Annotated in this window: 18 protein-coding genes; 11 read left to right on the top strand and 7 right to left on the bottom strand. The window is 66.1% G+C overall.

Annotated elements, in window-relative coordinates; all coding sequences use genetic code 11:
* Positions 1–6 precede the first annotated feature (6 nt).
* The 3 genes from lepB to FDK12_RS03255 are packed head-to-tail and all read left to right on the top strand — an operon-like array spanning position 7 to position 1,905.
* A complete protein-coding gene (gene lepB / locus FDK12_RS03245; RefSeq protein WP_137368158.1) occupies positions 7–831 on the top strand; it encodes a signal peptidase I in 825 nt (274 codons plus the stop codon).
* A complete protein-coding gene (locus FDK12_RS03250) occupies positions 828–1,571 on the top strand; it encodes a ribonuclease HII (RefSeq protein WP_137368159.1) in 744 nt (247 codons plus the stop codon). The genes lepB and FDK12_RS03250 overlap by 4 nt, the downstream gene beginning before the upstream one ends.
* A gap of 7 nt (positions 1,572–1,578) precedes the next feature.
* Positions 1,579–1,905: a DUF2469 domain-containing protein gene (locus FDK12_RS03255; protein WP_104118502.1), complete on the top strand. Its 327-nt coding sequence runs from the start codon at positions 1,579–1,581 to the stop codon at positions 1,903–1,905.
* A 209-nt stretch (positions 1,906–2,114) separates the two neighbouring features.
* On the opposite strand, the gene FDK12_RS03260 is transcribed toward FDK12_RS03255, so the two are convergent.
* Entirely contained in the window at positions 2,115–2,420 is a 306-nt protein-coding gene (locus FDK12_RS03260; RefSeq protein WP_137368160.1) for a hypothetical protein, read from the bottom strand.
* 208 nt (positions 2,421–2,628) lie between these two features.
* Here FDK12_RS03260 and FDK12_RS03265 point away from each other — a divergent pair, with 208 nt between their 5' ends.
* From FDK12_RS03265 to FDK12_RS03290, 6 genes are all read left to right on the top strand, one after another.
* On the top strand, positions 2,629–2,985 hold the full coding sequence (locus tag FDK12_RS03265; protein ID WP_137368161.1) for a YraN family protein: 357 nt from the start codon (positions 2,629–2,631) through the stop codon (positions 2,983–2,985).
* Entirely contained in the window at positions 2,985–4,520 is a 1,536-nt protein-coding gene (locus FDK12_RS03270; RefSeq protein ID WP_137368162.1) for a YifB family Mg chelatase-like AAA ATPase, read from the top strand. Before FDK12_RS03265 ends, FDK12_RS03270 begins: the two co-directional genes overlap by 1 nt.
* Positions 4,517–5,725 (top strand): DNA-processing protein DprA, encoded by a 1,209-nt coding sequence (dprA, locus tag FDK12_RS03275; protein WP_223263048.1) that lies wholly within the window; start codon positions 4,517–4,519, stop codon positions 5,723–5,725. Before FDK12_RS03270 ends, dprA begins: the two co-directional genes overlap by 4 nt.
* 104 nt (positions 5,726–5,829) lie before the next feature.
* The gene (locus tag FDK12_RS03280) at positions 5,830–6,432 is read left to right on the top strand and encodes a methylated-DNA--[protein]-cysteine S-methyltransferase (RefSeq protein ID WP_137368163.1); all 603 of its coding nucleotides are present in this window, start codon (positions 5,830–5,832) and stop codon (positions 6,430–6,432) included.
* Between the two features lie 240 nt (positions 6,433–6,672).
* Positions 6,673–7,605 carry a tyrosine recombinase XerC gene (locus FDK12_RS03285; protein WP_137368164.1) on the top strand — a complete coding sequence of 311 codons (933 nt, stop codon included), beginning with the start codon at positions 6,673–6,675 and terminating at the stop codon, positions 7,603–7,605.
* Between the two features lie 221 nt (positions 7,606–7,826).
* Positions 7,827–8,330: a DUF3145 domain-containing protein gene (locus FDK12_RS03290; protein WP_104118508.1), complete on the top strand. Its 504-nt coding sequence runs from the start codon at positions 7,827–7,829 to the stop codon at positions 8,328–8,330.
* Positions 8,331–8,475: 145 nt separating this feature from the next.
* Here FDK12_RS03290 and fabF read toward each other — a convergent pair whose 3' ends face one another.
* The 6 genes from fabF to aceE all read right to left on the bottom strand — a co-directional run bounded on the left by fabF (position 8,476) and on the right by aceE (position 16,451).
* Positions 8,476–9,711, bottom strand: a complete 1,236-nt coding sequence (gene fabF / locus FDK12_RS03295) for a beta-ketoacyl-ACP synthase II (protein ID WP_137368165.1) — start codon at positions 9,709–9,711, stop codon at positions 8,476–8,478.
* 115 nt (positions 9,712–9,826) lie between these two features.
* Positions 9,827–10,072 (bottom strand): acyl carrier protein, encoded by a 246-nt coding sequence (locus FDK12_RS03300; protein WP_104118510.1) that lies wholly within the window; start codon positions 10,070–10,072, stop codon positions 9,827–9,829.
* 77 nt (positions 10,073–10,149) lie between these two features.
* Positions 10,150–11,211, bottom strand: coding sequence for a beta-ketoacyl-ACP synthase III (locus tag FDK12_RS03305; RefSeq protein WP_137368166.1), 1,062 nt, complete (start codon positions 11,209–11,211; stop codon positions 10,150–10,152).
* Positions 11,208–12,173 carry an ACP S-malonyltransferase gene (locus tag FDK12_RS03310; protein WP_137368167.1) on the bottom strand — a complete coding sequence of 322 codons (966 nt, stop codon included), beginning with the start codon at positions 12,171–12,173 and terminating at the stop codon, positions 11,208–11,210. The genes FDK12_RS03305 and FDK12_RS03310 overlap by 4 nt, the downstream gene beginning before the upstream one ends.
* Before the next feature lie 78 nt (positions 12,174–12,251).
* Positions 12,252–13,580 carry a PucR family transcriptional regulator gene (locus tag FDK12_RS03315; protein WP_411266145.1) on the bottom strand — a complete coding sequence of 443 codons (1,329 nt, stop codon included), beginning with the start codon at positions 13,578–13,580 and terminating at the stop codon, positions 12,252–12,254.
* Between the two features lie 120 nt (positions 13,581–13,700).
* A complete protein-coding gene (aceE, locus tag FDK12_RS03320) occupies positions 13,701–16,451 on the bottom strand; it encodes a pyruvate dehydrogenase (acetyl-transferring), homodimeric type (RefSeq protein WP_137368169.1) in 2,751 nt (916 codons plus the stop codon).
* 355 nt (positions 16,452–16,806) lie between these two features.
* On the opposite strand from aceE, the gene FDK12_RS03325 reads away from it, so the two are divergent.
* A complete protein-coding gene (locus tag FDK12_RS03325) occupies positions 16,807–17,229 on the top strand; it encodes a DUF3052 domain-containing protein (protein ID WP_137368170.1) in 423 nt (140 codons plus the stop codon).
* Between the two features lie 3 nt (positions 17,230–17,232).
* Entirely contained in the window at positions 17,233–17,697 is a 465-nt protein-coding gene (locus FDK12_RS03330) for a redoxin domain-containing protein (RefSeq protein WP_137368171.1), read from the top strand.
* The last annotated feature ends 62 nt before the right edge of the window (positions 17,698–17,759 follow it).

A 17,759-nucleotide genomic window follows, 5' to 3' on the forward strand; every position in this document is an offset into this window, starting at 1 on the left:
CAGCACATGGCACGGAGCTTCCGCAGGAAGTCGCCCTCTGGGGCCGAGACACCCGCAGTACCCGCTTTCGATCCTGAAGCCGCCGTGCCGGCCGGTTCCGCCGATGCCTCCCGGAGCCCGAAGCACGACACGAAGAACACGGATCGGGGTTTCCTCGCGTGGCTGAAGGAGATCGGCACGATCGTGGTGATCGCGCTGGTGCTGTCCTTCCTCATCAAGACCTTTCTCTTCCGGGCGTTCTTCATCCCGTCGGGATCGATGGAGGAGACTCTGGAGATCGACGATCGGATCTTCGTCAATCAGCTCGTGCCGCAGCCCTTCGATCTGAAACGCGGCGACATCGTCGTGTTCCGCGACACCGAAGGCTGGCTGCCCGAACAGGCCGAGGTGGAGGTCAGCTGGTTGAAGGAGGCGATGATCTTCATCGGGCTGGCCCCGGACGAGTCGCAGCAGCACCTCGTGAAGCGTGTCATCGGTCTTCCTGGCGATCATGTGATCTGCTGTGATGCACAAGGACGCATCACCGTGAACGGGCAGCCGCTCGACGAGCCCTACCTGTATCCGGGAGCGAATCCTTCCGACCTCCCGTTCGACGTGGTGGTACCCGAGGGCCGGATCTGGGTGATGGGGGACCACCGCAACGCTTCCGCCGACTCACGGGCAAACCGGGACAAGCCCGGCGAGGGTTTCGTCGATGTCGATGACATCCAAGGCAAAGCGGCCGTCATCGCCTGGCCGCTGAATCGCATCGGCTTCCTCGGCAACCATCCGGACGTGTTCGACGACGTCCCCGATCCGCAACCGTCGGCACAGCCCGTCCCTGCAGAATGACGGCACCTCTGCGCAAGAAGCGCTCCACTGCTCCCAGCCTGAGGTTCGAGAAGTCCTTCGCCGTCGACGGCCACCGGTACATCGCCGGGTGCGACGAGGTCGGCAGGGGAGCCCTGGCCGGGCCGGTCTCGGTCGGGATCGTCGTCGTCGACCTCGACGCCTCGAAGACCCTCCGCGGAGTTCGTGACAGCAAACTGCTCCTGCCGGCCGAGCGCGAGGCATTGGTGCCGCGCATCCGCCGCTGGTCAGCGGCCTCCGCCGTGGGGCATGCCAGTGCTGCCGAGATCGACGAACTGGGGCTGATGGCCGCCCTGCGCACCGCCGGCAGCAGGGCCTGGGCGTCCGTTCTCGAGACGGTGAGGCCGGACGCCGTGATCCTCGACGGCAACCACGACTGGCTCTCCACGCCGGCCGCCCAGGAGGCCCTCTTCGAGCCTGACGGGCCGACGCAGATCGAGGTAGCTGGCTGCACCGCACCCGTGCGCACGCGGATCAAGGCCGACCTGACGTGCCAGAGCGTCGCAGCCGCAAGCGTTCTGGCGAAGGTGGAGCGCGATGCCCTGATGGTGTCCCTGGCGAGCGACCATCCTGCGTTCGGCTGGGATGTGAACAAGGGCTACGCCACCGAGGGACACCGGGCGGCGATCGACGTCGTCGGACCCAGCGAGTATCACCGGAAGACGTGGCGACTGGGAAGCCTGGACCGGCCCGACATGCCACGCGTCGAAATTGGAGGATGATGGTCGAATGAGCGCCGAGGATCTTGAGAACTACGAAACCGACATGGAGCTTCAGCTCTACCGCGAATACCGCGACGTCGTCGGGCTGTTCAGCTACGTCGTGGAGACGGAGCGCCGCTTCTACCTCGCCAACAACGTGGACCTGCAGGCCCGGTCGGCCGACGGCGAGATCTACTTCGACCTGACGCTGCAGGACGCGTGGGTGTGGGACGTCTACCGATCAGCGCGTTTCGTGAAGAACGTGCGCGTCATCACCTTCAAGGACGTCAACGTCGAGGAGCTGTCGAAATCGGATGACATCGCGTTGCCGAAGGACGGCACGCTGGGCAACTGATACTGCTTCTCTGCTGCGCTGCCGGAACCGCAGGCACGGACCAGTAGCCGTCCCTCAGGGGAGGCTGGCGGAGGATCGGCCTAACGCACCTTCGACCGCAACAAGTGACGTGGCCTGAGTTGGCGTTTCCCGGGCGGGCGTCGTCACGGCCGGCGTTGCGCAGGTCGCTGCGGCCTAGGCCGGCGTCGTCCGGGTACGCATTGCCCGGGTCACTGCGACCTGTCCTCATCGGCTGCGCCACGGGGGAAGGCGTCTTCTCCTTCGAGCGGCACGACCGCAACCTGTTCCAGACGGTCCGCCTCGGACCCGCCTGTTCCTTCGCCTCCGATGCTGCCGGTATCCGTTGTCTCTGCCGAATCCGCCGGGACGGCCTGTTCCTGGAGATCGGCTTCCGACCCGCCAGTTCCGGCGCTCACGATGTCCGGACCGGGTCCGGCGGCGCCGGAGGGGACGATGGTCCCCTGTTCCTGGCGGTCCGCCTCCGTGCCACTGGGTAGGGCGCTGCTTTCTGACACTGTCTCTCCTTTTCGTTGCGGCCGACGTGACGGGAACTGTAAACCCACGCTCCCACGCTACGAGCGAGTACGGGCTGGTGCCACCGCTTTCTCGCACTGTGCACAACTGCGCCCTGTGCGACGCCTACCGTGCTCGTTGTCCACATAGCCCTGAACGAGGTCCTCCTCCACCCGCCCATCCCGAAGGCTGAGGCTGGGAGGTGAAGCCATGTTGGCGAAAGATCAACTGGGTCGTCGCGGGGAAGCGACGGCCGCTGTGTTTCTCGAACGGGCCGGGCTGAAGATCGTCGATCGCAACTGGAGGTGTCCCGCAGGGGAGATCGACCTCGTAGCCATCGACGGATCGACGCTCGTCATCGTCGAGGTGAAGACCCGTAGCTCGGACAACTTCGGCCAACCATTGGAGGCGATCACCGCCGGCAAGCTCGAGAGACTCTACGTGCTCGCCTCGAAGTGGGCCCGAGCGCACAACCTGCGCTTCAGCGGCTTCCGTATCGACGCCGTCGGTGTCCTCGACGACGGCTCCGGCGCACCACGGGTCGAACATGTGCGAGCAGTGGTCTGATGCCACTCGGACGCACCTACGCGGTGTCCCTGGTGGGTATGAACGGTCATGTCGTGGAGGTCGAGGCCGACATCGGTCAAACCCTGCCGGCGTTCGTGCTGCTCGGCCTGCCGGACGCGTCCCTGAATGAGGCGAAGGACCGCATCAGGGCCGCAGCACGCAACGCAGGCGTACCGCTCAGTCGCCGGAAGATCACGGTCAACCTCATTCCCGCCTCGCTTCCGAAACGCGGATCATCCTTCGATCTGGCAATCGTCATGTCTGCACTGGCAGCGGCCGGGGACGTGCGAGGTTCCGGCTCCACGGTGTTCATCGCGGAATTGGGATTGGACGGGCAGCTGAGGCCGGTCCATGGTGTCCTGCCGGCCGTCATGGCGGCGGTGGACGCCGGTCATCGAAGCATCGTGGTCGCCGCGGAGAATGCTGCTGAGGCAGCCCTGGTTCCCTCCGCCGAGGTCCGCTCCTTCCTGACGCTTGCCGACGTCGCACTTGCCTTCGGGGCAGACGATGCCCAGGTCACGGTGCCCGTGCGGGCACAGCGGCAGGTGCCTCAGGTTCCCGTCGTATCGGCCGGACCGCTACGGGACCTGTCGGACATAGCAGGACAGCACGAAGCGAGGTACGCGCTGGAGATCGCCGCGGCCGGCGCTCATCACCTGCTCATGGTCGGACCGCCGGGAGCAGGGAAGACGATGCTGGCCGAGCGGCTACCGGGCATCCTGCCGGATCTGCAGGATGACCATGCGATGGAGGTCACCGCTATTCACAGCCTGAGTGGTGAGAAGCACTGTACGGAGCTGGTTCGGAAGCCGCCCTTCGAGAGCCCGCATCATACTGCGACGCCCGCCTCCATCATCGGAGGAGGAAGTGGCATCCCTAGGCCGGGTGCTGCGTCACGTGCCCATCGCGGGATCCTGTTCCTCGACGAGGCACCGGAGTACGAGCGCCGTGTGCTCGAGGCGCTGCGCGAGCCCCTGGAAAGTGGGCGACTGGTACTGCACCGCTCGTCAGGTACTGCTACCTATCCCGCCCGCTTCCAACTCGTCCTCGCTCTCAACCCGTGCCCCTGCGGGCTGGCGAGCGGCAAGGGAATCGACTGCATGTGCACTGCCCAGCAGCGCCGGCGGTACTTCAACAGGCTCTCCGGTCCGCTGCTGGACCGCGTGGACCTGCAGTTGGTCGTGCAAAGGGTGGGGCTGGCCGATTACGTGGGGGCAGAGCCGGCTGAGCAATCAGCAACAGTCGCTCTTCGCGTCGCGAAGGCAAGGGAGGCCCAGCGAGAGAGGCTGCGAGGGTGGAAGTACGCAACCAACGCCGAGGTGCAGGGACGTATCCTTCGTGGTGACCTCGCGTTGCCCCGGTCGGTCACTGCCCCTTTGGACAAGGCGCTGGAGCGCAACCTGATCAGCGCGCGCGGCTGGGACCGGGTCCTCCGGGTGGCGTGGACCATCGCTGATCTCGCCGGTCAGGACAGGCCGAGCGCCGATGATGTCGTCACCGCTCTCGGGTTCCGGCTGCAGGAGCGAGCAGCGTGAGTAGCTTGCTGGAGACCACGCTGGCACGAGCTGCCCTTTCGCGGTTGTTCGAACCCTCTGATGCCGTCGGGCTCGCACTGGTGTCCATTGCGGGCCCGGTCGATGCCCTGCGGATCGCTCGACGGGACATCGCTGCGGGCAGAGACATGACATTGCAGCTGTGCTCGGCACTTGACGTCGAACCTGCTCGCAGCAACCTCCTGACGGACGGGCTGGACCGGTGGTCGCCGAGGCTTCGTGACCTGGCTCCCGCGCGTGACCTCGCGACGCTGGAACGGCTGGGCGGGCGACTGGTGGTGCCTGAATCGACAGAGTGGCCCCATTCCCTCGACGACTTGCAAGGCTCGGCACCGCTGTGTCTGTGGGTGCGGGGACACTCGAGAATTCCCGAGTCGAGCTGCATCGCTGCGCTCGTGGGGTCGCGCGACAGCACCAACTACGGAGCCTCGGTGACGGCGGACATGGCGTCCGGCCTCTCGAGCCGTGGTTACACGATCGTGTCGGGGGGCGCGTACGGCATCGATGCACAGGCACACCGCGCCGCACTGGCCGTGGTCGGGGTGGATTCCGAGGCAGGCGGGCCTCCGGCGACAATCGCGGTCCTCGCGTGCGGTGTCGACCGATACTACCCGGCAGGGAATGAAGACCTGTTGAGAACAATCATGCAGCGCGGCCTCCTGATCTCCGAGGTACCACCCGGCAGTTCGCCGACCCGGTGGAGGTTCCTGCAGCGCAACAGGATCATCGCTGCGCTCAGCGCCGTCACCGTCGTCATCGAGGCGCGGTGGCGCTCCGGCGCTCTCAATACCGCCCATCACGCGGCCGGCCTGGGCAGGCCTGTCGGCGCAGTACCGGGCTCTGTCCATTCGGCCAACTCCGCCGGCTGCCATCGGCTGCTCAGGGACGGTACGGCTGTCTGCACCACGGACGCGGCAGACGTGGCCGAGCTGGCGGGTCCACTCGGAACTGACCCCTTCGGCGACCGAGTGAGGGAGGAGTCAGCACCCAGGAAGGATCACGACGGGCTGACCATACCGGATCTCCTGCTCCTGGACGCGTTACCGGTTCGTGCGTGGACGACGGTCGACAAGCTCGCGCAGGTGGCGGGGCTTTCTGCAAAGGAGGTCATCAGCGGCCTCACGCGACTGGAGATCGAAGGTCTGGCCAGAAAGACGAGCGAGGGGTGGCGCCGAGAGAAGAAGTGACCTGCTCGGCGCACCCACGACGACGAGTGCCGATATTCGACGCGCCGACACTATCGGTGACCGCCGGTCACCGCCCGCAGCAACACCAGGACAGGAGATCAGGGATGGACAGTGCAAGGACGAACACCGGAGACGACGAGCGGTTCCACTGCGTGATGGCGACACCGATCGGTTCGCTGCGGATCGTCGCATCCGGTTCGGCGGTGACCGGTATCTACCACGAGAACCACGATCCCTGTCCGGCGCAGTCCCTCCTCGGTCTACCCATCAATGTCCTGCGTACGCCGGAGAGGGGCGGTGCGTGCCGGACGGCCACGGATGGGATGTATGGTCCGACGCACACCACCTTTGAGTTGCTCGATGCGGCAACGCGGGAGATCGACGGATATTTCGAAGGCTCCCGTCGAGCCTTCGACATACCGATCGAGCCTCGGGGAACGCCGTTCCAGCGACAAGTGTGGGCTGCACTGGTGCAGATTCCCTACGGCGAAAAGCGAAGCTACCGCGATGTGGCGGCCGCCCTGGGGAACGCGAGCATGGGGCGGGCGATCGGAGCGGCAGTCAGGGCCAACCCACTCTCCATCGTCATTCCTGGCCATCGGGTGGTCAGCAGTGCAGGCGCTGTCGTGGGGTACTCCGCGGGCACCGATGCCAAGATGGCGTTGCTGGAACGGGAGGAACATTTCGCTTCATCGAGCGCCCGGTGAAGCGTGATCTGCACTGCCTGGCAGTCGGGGAAGTCCTGCATACCGGCAGTTCGAAGGCGTCAGCGCCGACCCCGGATAGCGCCGAGGGCGTACCGGTCATGCAACCGGCGACTGAGGCGCAGGGGCCGGAGCGCAGCCGGGCCTTCACGGGTACTCGAAGAAGCACGCAGGTGATCCCCGTTCCAGTGAGAGGTCCAGGCTATGCTGGCTTGCCGGTGGTTGCTGGCAGGGAAGGCGGAGATGACAGAAGGCAGTGCTCCTCTGGTTGCTGGTCTCTTCCAAACCATCCAGGGATACGAGAACTATCTGGTGCGGGAGCGCAATCGCTCGACGCACACTATCAGGGCATATCGGAAGGATCTAGAACTCTTCCTCTCGCATGCTGCCCAGGCAGGGGTATCCGAGGTGGGACAGCTCGAACTGCACCACTTCCGCTCCTGGCTGGGTGCACTCGACGGGGCAGGGCTTTCCCGTTCCACCATCGCTCGGCGAGCCGCTTCGATACGGAGCTTCATGGATTGGGCTGTGCGCGAAGAACTCATCCCCGCCAATCCCGCTGTCCGGTTGCGGTCCCCGAAGCGACACGGCAGCCTGCCGACGGTGCTGACTCACCAGCAGGCGGCCTCGTTGCTCGACGGGATGAACGACCACGCCGAGCAGGGCGACCCGCACCTGCTGCAGCGACGCGCGATGCTCGAACTCCTGTACGGGACAGGGATCCGCGTCGGAGAACTCGTCGGACTCGACGTGGACGATGTGGACGCCGAGCGACGAACGCTCGTGGTGCTGGGTAAGGGCTCGAAGGAGCGCACGGTCCCTTACGGCACTCCAGCGGCATATGCTCTCGATGACTGGCTGAGGCGCGGCCGGGCGCAGTGGTGGACGGAGAAGAGCGGGCCTGCGCTGTTCCTCGGACGCCGCGGCGGGCGGATCGACCAGCGTGCTGTCCGAACCCAGGTGAAGGAAGCGCTGGAGAGCCTCGGTGACACCGCGGCGCGTGGCCCGCACGCACTACGGCACAGCGCCGCGACCCACCTCCTGGACGGAGGGGCCGACCTCCGGGCGGTACAGGAGCTCCTCGGACACTCGAGCCTGGCAACCACCCAGCTGTATACCCATGTCTCCGTCGATCGTCTCCGGCGCAGCTACGAGCAGGCGCACCCCAGGGCCTGAGGTGCTTCGGATCTTTCACGAACGCTGGCAGCGAAGCGCTGAATAGCACTGCAGTAGTTACAGTGGCGGAATTTCCCCTTCTCGGGCACAATGGGCAATAGTCACAGGGAGCCCGCGCCGTGCGTGCGGGTAGGTCTCGTGGAGGTTCCGTCGATTCATCGCAGTGTCATCAGCCATAGAAGGTCGTTGGGGAAGACGTACCTACAGCTATGGAGGATGGAATGTCTGTTGTGATGGCGCGCGGTGTCCTATACGTGCACTCAGCCCCTTCTGCGTTGTGCCCTCATGTCGAGTGGGCCATCGGTTCTGTGCTGGACAAGCGCATCGACATGGAGTGGACGGCGCAGCCCGCCGCGCCCGGAATGTTGCGTGCGGAGCTGTCGTGGATAGGACCGCAGGGTTCAGGGGCGCAGCTTGCTTCTGCCCTCCGGGGTTGGGCGCACCTCCGCTATGAGGTCACCGAGGAGCAGAGCGCCGGGGCAGACGGCGGCCGGTGGTCGCACACCCCGGAGCTGGGGATCTTCCACGCCACGACGGACGTGCACGGCAACATCATGGTGACCGAGGACCGCATCCGCTATGCCTACGAGACGGGTGCCGGCGACCCGGCCGCGGTCTACCACGAGTTGTCCCTGGCGCTGGGGGAGTCGTGGGACGAGGAGCTCGAACCCTTCCGGCATGCCGCCGAGGGTGCTCCCGTTCGCTGGCTCCACCAGGTGGGCTGACAACCCCACGAGGGTTCTAGCTGATGGTCCCGTTCCATAGCGGGGTACTCGCGAGACAGAAACAAGCGGATCGGCTGGTAACCCGATACGCGAGAGGCGCCACCGATGGGTGGCGCCTCTCGCGTATCCGGGCTTGGCGGGTGGATCAGACGCTGCGAAGCACGATGACGGCGTTGTGGCCGCCGAACCCGAACGAGTTGCTCAGTGCGACGATGTCGCCCTGAGGCAGTTCCCTGGGTGAGGTGACCACATCCAGTGGAATCTCGGGATCCTGGTTGTCGAGATTGATCGTGACGGGGACCTTCCGGTCGTGGATCGCAAGCACCGTCATGACGGCCTCGACAGCTCCGGACGCTCCCAGGAGGTGACCGGTCTGTGACTTGGTGGCCGATACGGCTACCTGGTCGACGTGGGAACCCAGTGCAGCTTTCAGAGCGGTGTACTCGGGCTTGTCACCGACGGGTGTCGATGTCGCGTGGGCGTTGACGTGGACGACGTCCTCCGCCTGGGCCCGCGCGTCGAAGAGTGCGGCCTTCAATGCACGTGTGGCTCCGAGGCCTTCGGGGTCCGGCGCTGTGATGTGGTAGGCGTCGGCAGTGACGGAGGTGCCACCCAGCTCGGCGTAGATACGTGCACCGCGGGCGAGGGCGTGCTCCTCGGCCTCGATGACGAGGGCGCCGGCTCCCTCGCCCATGACGAACCCGTCGCGGTTGGTGTCATACGGACGCGATGCGAGTTCGGGCTCGTCATTGCGCCGCGACAATGCCTGCATGGCAGCGAAGGCCGCGATGGGCATCGGATGGATCGCGGCCTCGGCGCCACCGCACACGACGACGTCGGCCTTCCCGGAGCGGATCAGCTCGAGTCCCTGATGCAGCGCTTCGGTGCCGGAGGCACAGGCCGATACTGGTGTGTGCGCCCCCGCACGTGCGCCCAGATCCAGGCTCACCGCCGCCGCGGGCCCGTTCGGCATCAGCATCGGAACGGTCATGGGGAGGACACGCCGGGGTCCCTTCTCGCGCAGGACGTCCCATGCGTCGAGCAGGGTCCATACCCCGCCGATTCCGGTAGCGAACGCCACAGCAAGGCGGTCCTTGTCGACCTCCTCGATACCGGAGTCACGCCAGGCCTCCCGGGAAGCGACCACGGCGAACTGCGTCGACGGGTCCATGCGCTTCGCCTCGACGCGGGTGAGGACCTCCGCGGCCGGGGTGGCGATCTGGGCGGCGAAGGTCACGGGCAGCTCGTACTTCTGCACCCAGTCGGCCTCGATCGTCCGTGCGCCCGATACGCCCTTGAGGGAGTTGGCCCACATGGTGGGAACATCCCCGCCGATGGGGGTGGTTGCACCGAGTCCGGTGATGACGACTTTGCGTGGCATGGTCACTCTTTCAAAGCTGTGGCGTGCGCCGGCAGCGCCGGGGCAGGGAGATGACGAATACGGCCGCCCACGGCGGTGACACCGGGAGCGGCCGCAGCGCTGGAAAGGGCTGGAACTAGGCCTGCGCGCCCGAGATGAAGTTGACGGCGTCGCCGACGGTCTTCAGGTTCTTGACCTCTTCGTCGGGGATGCGGACGCCGAACTTCTCCTCCGCGTTGACGACGATGGTCATCATCGAGATGGAGTCGATGTCGAGGTCGTCGGTGAAGGACTTGTCCATCTCGACCGACTCGGGCGCGAGGCCCGTCTCCTCGTTCACGATCTCGGCCAGACCGGACAGGATCTCTTCATTGCTAGCCATGGTGGCTCCTTTTCTGTTCTTGCCGGTGTGCCGGCGGGGATGGTCAAACCGCACTGTGCGCGGTCTGGGCTTGAAATCTACGGAAGAACCACGACCTGCGCCCCGAAGACGAGGCCGGCGCCGAAACCGATCTGCAGCGCGAGCTTGCCGCTGAGTTCGGGCTGTTCCTTGAGTGTGCGATGCATGGCCAGGGGAATCGAAGCAGCCGAGGTGTTGCCGGCGTCGACGATGTCCCGCGCGACGTGGACGTGCTCGGGAAGCTTCAACTGCTTCACCATCTCATCGATGATACGGATGTTGGCCTGATGGGGAAGGAAGACGGCCAGATCATCGGCTGTCACACCCGCTTCGTCCAGTGCCCGCTGCGCGACTTTCGCCATCTCCCATACGGCCCAACGGAAGACGGTCGGCCCGTCCTGGCGCATGGTCGGCCAGAGGCTCTCGCGGCCGGCGTCGATGTCTTCGTCGCGTTCGGTATCCGTCGCGACGGCGCCGAGCGCGTAGTCACGGACATCGGTGAGCGAGCGCGTCATGCGGATCGACTCGTGCTTGCTGCCATCCGAACCCCAGACCGAAGGGCCGATTCCGGGTGTGTCGCCAGGCCCGATGACGACGGCACCGGCGCCGTCGCCGAGCAGGAACGAGATGGTCCGGTCGGAGTTGTCGATGAAGTCCGACAGCTTTTCCACGCCGACGACCAGCACGTACTCGGCCGTCCCTGCATGCACCAGGGCGTCGCCCTGTGCAATGCCGTAGCAGTACCCTGCACATGCCGCGGAGATGTCGAAGGCGGGCGCCGGAGTCGCACCGAGGCGGTCCGTCAGCTGCGCGGCCGCGGACGGTGTCGCGTAGGGGTGCGTCACGGTCGAGACGAGGACCGCGCCGAGCTGGGATGCGTCGATGCCGGCGGCGGCCAGAGCTTCCCGGGAGGCTGCCTCCGCCATGTCGATGACACTGACGTCGCGGGGAGCCCGGTGGCGTGTGACGATGCCCGTGCGCTGCCGGATCCACTCGTCCGACGAGTCGATCCACTGGCACACGTCGTCGTTGGTGACGATGATCTCCGGCCGGTAGGCGCCGACGCCGAGAAGTCGGGTGTGCTCGCGGAGGGGCGCTTGCTTGATCGCGGTGATGCTCACTGGGGTCCTTCAGGTCTAAGGGACGGATCGAGGTCCGTGGTCCGCGTGTGGTCTTCGATGAAGCTGCGGGCGGCGTCCAGGTCCTCCGGCGATTTTACGGCGAAGGTCGCCGTACCGCGCATTCCGCGCTTCGCGAGACCGGTCAGCGTCCCTGCGGGAGACAGTTCGATCATGCCGGTGACACCCATGCCCTGCATGGATTCCATGCACAGATCCCATCGCACCGGACGTGACACCTGCGCGATGAGGCTGTCGAGATTGCCGTCGCCGGTAGCCACCGGGTTGCCGTCGTAGTTGGAGATGAGGGTGGCGATGGGGTCGGCTGGAGCCAGCAGAGGCCGCAACTGCTCGAGTGCAGTGACCGCAGGAGCCATGTGGCTGGTGTGGAAGGCTCCGGCGACCTTCAGTGCGATCACGCGGGCCTTGGCCGGCGGATTGTCGGCGAGGGCGGCGAGCTGGTCCAGAGTTCCGGCTGCGACGACCTGCCCGCCCCCATTGGCGTTCGCTGCCGTGAGCTCCAGATCGGCCAGCCGCGAAGCGACTTCCTCCGGGTCGCCGCCGAGAACGGCGCTCATGCCGGTGGGGGTCGCGCCGGCTGCCTCGGCCATGGCGTTGGCGCGGACGCGGACGAGGGCGACTGCATCCTCCTCGCTGAGGGCTCCGGCAACTGCTGACGCGGTGATCTCCCCGACGGAGTGACCGGCGAGAACCGTCGCCGCGGTCAGCGTGTGGTCGGTCAGCAGCAGTCGGGCCGTCACGATGCCGGCGGCGACGATGAGCGGCTGGGCGACGGCGGTGTCCTTGATGGTGTCTTCGTCAGAGACGGTGCCGTGCCGGATCAGGTCCGTGCCGGCACGGTCGCTAAGCTGCTCAAGATGGCCTCGGACTCCCGGGAGATCGAGCCATGGGTTCAGGAAACCCGGAGTCTGTGAGCCCTGTCCCGGGCAGGCGATTGCAAGCACTCTTCCAGCTTTCCAAAGTGGTGGGGCATTATCGGGTGTTCGGCTGAACCAAGCTCGCAGTGTGCCTTTGTAGGAAGTCTACAAGCTGGACGAGCGAGCGGGCGCGGCGGGAGCGGCCTTGTCGGTTACTCCCGAGCGGACGGCGCGCCCTGAGCCGGGGGCTGATCCGCCTGACGGGGGCACGAGGGGCACGGTTGGTGCGGACAGGCGCCCGACGACGAGTGCGGTCTGCAGCACGTACGCCTCCCGAGGGATGAGGGGATCCCAGCCGGTCACGTCGCAGACGCGCCGCAGGCGGTACCGCACCGTATTGGCGTGGACGAAGAGGGAGCGTGAGGTGGCTTCCAATGAGTGCCCGAGGGTGAGGTAGGCGGACAGGGTCTGCTCGAGACCGTTCGATGCCGCGACAAGCGGCCGGTAGATGTTCCGCACGAGCGCGCGGCGTGCTGTCTCGTCACCCGAAACGACGCGCTCCGGCCAGAGGTCCTCCGAGGAGACGGGACGTGGTGCCGCGGGCCAGGCCCGGGCCGCCGTGAGGCCGGCGAATGCCGCCTGCGCCGAACTGCTGGCTTCGACGAGGGATTCCGCTTCGGGCCCGAACACGACGGCTCCGTCCCCGAAGAGTTCGCTGATGCGGGGGTACGCCTTCGCTGCGTCCTTCACGCCGCCCAGCACCAGGATGAGCCGCTCGCCCTGGATGCCGACGAGGACATCCTCGGCGAACCGACCCGTGATGCGGCGGAGTTCGTTGAGGAAACCGGCGTTGGGCTCGGGGGGAGCACTACCGACCATGACGGTGATGCGCGCCTGGGACTTCCACCCGACGGCGGCGATGCGCGAACGCAGGGCATCGGAGCTCTCACCGCGGAGAATGGCATCGACGACGAGCGCTTCGAGCCGCGTATCCCAGGAGCCCCGGGTCTCGGCAGCGCGCGCATAGACGTCCGCCGCGGCGAACGCCACCTCGCGCGAGTAGCGCAGGACCGCTTCCCGGAGGGGAGCCTGGTCTGCGGCGGGAGCGAGGAAGGGCACATGGTCCTCCACGACCTGCACCACGACGCGGATGAGTTGCAGGGCCTTCTGGAGGCTGATGGAGCGGGTGAGTTCCGTCGGTGCGGTCCCGAAGACGTCGCTCAGCACCCAGGCCGGTGATACCGGCTTCTGGTACCAGTTGACGAAGGACGCGATGCCCTTCTGCGCGACCAGGCCGAGGGCGGACCGCTCGTCCGGTCGGAGTCCCCGGTACCACGGCAGGTCTGCGTCGAGCTGCTTGAGGGTCGCCGTGGACAGCGAACCGATCGTCGCCCGCAGCTTGTCGACCGTCGCCGGATCCGGGGGAGAGGTGCCTGCATTCGTCGCTCCGGCTCGGTCCGGGGCGCTACCGGATACTTCTTCGGGCTGCGGCATCCTCCGAGCATACGGCTTTGTGCCACGTGCTCCCATTTGTGAGAAGGCTACAAAAAGGGGCGACGGTGGAGCAGCACTGCAGCTGCTCCGCCGTCGCCCCTCGGGGGACCCGCTTAGGTCCTAGGAGTCGCCGCCGGCGTTGCCAGTCGTTCCGGCGTTCACGTCCAGCAGGCGGTACCGCTCGATGGCTTCCTTCGGCGCGTTCGCGTCGACCTCGCCCCTGCGTGCGAGCATCTCGAGCGCCCGGACGACGACCGAGTGGCTGTCGATCTTGAAGAACCTACGAGCGGCCGCTCGTGTATCGGAGAACCCGAAGCCGTCCGCACCGAGGGTCGCGAACTCGTTCGGCAGGAACTGGCGGATCTGGTCGGGCACGGCTTTCATGAAGTCCGACACCGCGACGATCGGCCCGGTCGCACCCTCGAGCTGCTGCGTGACGAAGGGTTTCCGCGCGTCTGCTCCCGGGTTGAGGAAGGCTTCCTCCTCGGCCTCGAGGCCGTCCCGGCGCAGCTCGTTCCAGGAGGTCACCGACCAGACATCGGCCGAGACTCCCCAGTCCTTCGCGAGGATCTTCTGGGCTTCGAGGGCCCACGGCACGGCGACACCCGACGCGAGCAGTTGCGTCCGGGGACCGTCCACCTTCGCGGGCTTCAGGAGGTAGATCCCCTTCAGCAGGCCGTCCAGATCCAGTTCCTCCGGTTCGGCGGGCTGTACGAACGGCTCGTTGTACACCGTGAGGTAGTACATGACGTTGCGGAAGGACTCCGGGTTGTCGCCGATATCCCCGTACATCCTGTTGAGCCCGTCACGGACGATGTGCCCGATCTCGTAGCCGAATGCGGGGTCGTAAGTGACCACCGCGGGGTTCGTCGCCGCGAGGATCGGCGAGTGCCCGTCCGCGTGCTGCAGGCCTTCGCCCGTCAGCGTGGTGCGTCCGGCGGTTGCCCCGATGATGAAACCACGTGCCATCTGGTCCGCGGCGGCCCAGATCGAGTCGCCCGTCCGCTGGAAACCGAACATCGAGTAGAACACGTAGATCGGGATGAGCGGCTGGCCCTGCGTGGCATAGGCGGTTCCGGCTGCCGTGAAGGCTGCCATCGACCCAGCCTCGTTGATGCCCGCGTGCAGGATCTGGCCCTCGATCGACTCCTTGTACGCCAGGACGAGATCGCGATCCACCGACAGGTAGTTCTGCCCGTTGGGGTTGTAGATCTTGGCGGTCGGGAAGAACGCGTCCATGCCGAAGGTCCGTGCCTCGTCAGGGATGATCGGCGCGATGCGCTTGCCGAATTCCTTGTCCCGCATCAGGTCCTTCAGGATGCGGACGAAGGCCATCGTCGTGGCGGCCATCTGCTTGCCGGAACCGCGCTTGGCCGTCTCGTAGGCCTTGTCCCCCGGCAGGACGACGTCGGCGTGCTTCGTCCGCCGTTCGGGGACGAAACCGCCCAGTTCGCGGCGACGCTCGAGCAGGTACTTGATCTCGGGAGCATCGGCACCCGGGTGGTAGTACGGCGCGTTGTAGAGGTCGTCGTCGATCTGCTCGTCGGTGACGGGGATGCGCAGGTGGTCGCGGAACGCCTTGAGGTCGGCGTTCGTCAGCTTCTTCATCTGGTGGGTTGCATTGCGGCCCTCGAAGTGCGGACCCAGACCGTAACCCTTGACCGTCTTGGCGAGGATGACCGTCGGCTTGCCCTTGAACTCCGTCGCTGCCTTGTAGGCGGCGTAGACCTTGCGGTAGTCGTGGCCGCCGCGCTTGAGGTTCCAGATCTCTGCGTCGGAGAGGTCCTCGACCATGGCTTTGGTCGCGGGGGACTTGCCGAAGAAGTGGTCGCGCACGAAGCCACCGGACTCGGCCTTGTACGTCTGGTAGTCACCGTCCGGAGTCTGGTTCATGATGTCGACGAGTGCGCCGTCGTCCTTGGCGAGCAGTGAATCCCACTCACGACCCCAGACGACCTTGATGACGTTCCAGCCCGCGCCGCGGAAGAACGCCTCGAGCTCCTGCATGATCTTGCCGTTGCCGCGGACCGGTCCGTCGAGGCGCTGCAGGTTGCAGTTGATGACGAAGTTCAGGTTGTCCAGCTTCTCGTTCGCAGCGAGCTGGAGAAGGCCACGGGACTCGGGCTCGTCCATCTCACCGTCACCGAGGAAGGCCCACACCTGCTGCTCGGACGTGTCCTTCATCCCGCGGTTGTGCAGGTAGCGGTTGGACTGCGCCTGGTAGATCGCGTTCATGGGACCGATGCCCATCGAGACGGTCGGGAATTCCCAGAAGTCCGGCATCAGGCGCGGGTGCGGGTAGGAGGAGAGCGCATGCCCTTCCTTCGACTTCTCCTGGCGGAACCCGTCGAGGTCCTCTTCGGTGAGGCGCCCCTCGAGGTAGGCGCGCGCGTACATCCCCGGGGACGCGTGTCCCTGGAAGAACACCTGGTCGCCGCCGCTGGGGTGGTCCTTGCCCTTGAAGAAGTGGTTGAAGCCGACCTCGTAGAGCGTGGCCGCACCGGCGTAGGTGGAGATATGGCCACCGACACCGATCTCGGGGCGCTGTGCGCGGTGAACCATGACAGCGGCGTTCCAGCGCATCCATGCGCGGTACTTCCGCTCGATCTCCTCGTCGCCCGGGAACTCGGGTTCCTGGTCGGCAGGGATGGTGTTGACGTAATCCGTCGTGGTGACCATGGGCACGCCCACGGACTGTGCACCGGCACGCTGGAGGAGCGAACGCATGATGTACTGCGCGCGCTCGGTGCCCTGGGTGCGAATCAGCTGGTCGAGGGATTCGATCCACTCCGCGGTCTCTTCGGGATCGCCGTCGGGCTTGCCGACGGTCAGACCGCTCAGAATATCCGCCGTACCTTGTTCTGCAGCCACGCGATATCTCTCCACTTCCACAGATCTTGTCTGTGTCGCTTTATGCCTGCGCGGGGCTCGTGTGGGCACGCGCAGGGATACATGCTCGGCCGATCGGTGTAGGAACCGGGGCCATATACCGATTCACTCTATCGCCGCCGCGCCTTCGATGCGTAGCGGGATCGAGGCCGTCCGACAGATTACGCCGAGGGCTTGCACACAACCCCTCCCGCTCGTGGCGGTCGACCGATGCATTCCGGAGCCCTCAATCGCCCGACTGGCTTGATGCTTGGCGTATAAAGGTGTTGGCTGGTAGCAATGTATTTCCATACGAGGGCCCGTCAGGCGACAGTCCCGTTTTTCCAGGAGGAGCTAAGTGAGCGAGGCTGAAGCCGCCACTGCGGTCAACGTGGCAGGCAAGTTGGGTTTCAAGAATGGAGACCTTCTTCAGGAACTCGGTTACGACGACGACGACGTCGATTTCGACTTCCGGGAGAACCTGGAGGACGGCATAGGGTCCGAACTGCTCACGGAAGATGACCAGGACGTCGTCGACGGCGTGATCCTCTGGTGGCGCAGTGGCGACGGTGACCTGGTCGACGCTCTGGTCGACGCCCTGACCTCGCTCGGAGCCGGCGGTGTGGTCTGGCTACTCACGCCGAAGTCCGGACGGCCGGGCTACGTCGCTCCCGCAGACGTCCAGGAAGCCGCTCCGACGGCCGGCCTGCATTCGACGTCGTCCGCCGGCGTCTCGAAGGAATGGGCCGCGACCCGGCTCGTCAGTCGACGGAAGCAGTAGGCCTTGCCGCTGGAGGTGGGGTCCGTCGCACCCGGGTTCGCCCTCGCGAACCAGTTCGGCGAGACCGTCGAGAGCTCTTCGCTCAGCGGGGGAGCTGTCGTCGTGTTCTTCCCCTTCGCCTTCTCGCGGGTATGCACCGACGAGCTCGGTCAGTTGCGGGACAACCTCGACCTGTTCGACGCCGCGGGCGTGACCCTCGTGGCAGTCTCCGTCGACCACAAGTACACGTTGCGCGCCTTCGCGGATGCCAATGACATCTCATTCGATCTCCTCGCCGACTTCTGGCCCCACGGCGCCGTGACGCGGGCTTACGACGCGTTCGACGACGCCCAGGGCTTCGCCGAACGTGTCAGCTATGTCCTGGACGGCGGGGGCACCGTGCGGGCGGTCATTTCCTCGCCCCACGGGCAAGGCCGACCGATCGGCGATTACGCACGGACGCTGGGTGCCGTCGAAGCGGCCCTGTGAGCGCCCAGGGTGACGGCGGGGCGAGCGGGAACGACCTCCCGGGTCCGGAGTCCAACCCGCAG

The organism is Arthrobacter sp. NamB2 (assembly GCF_005281365.1).
GTDB lineage: Bacteria > Actinomycetota > Actinomycetes > Actinomycetales > Micrococcaceae > Arthrobacter_D.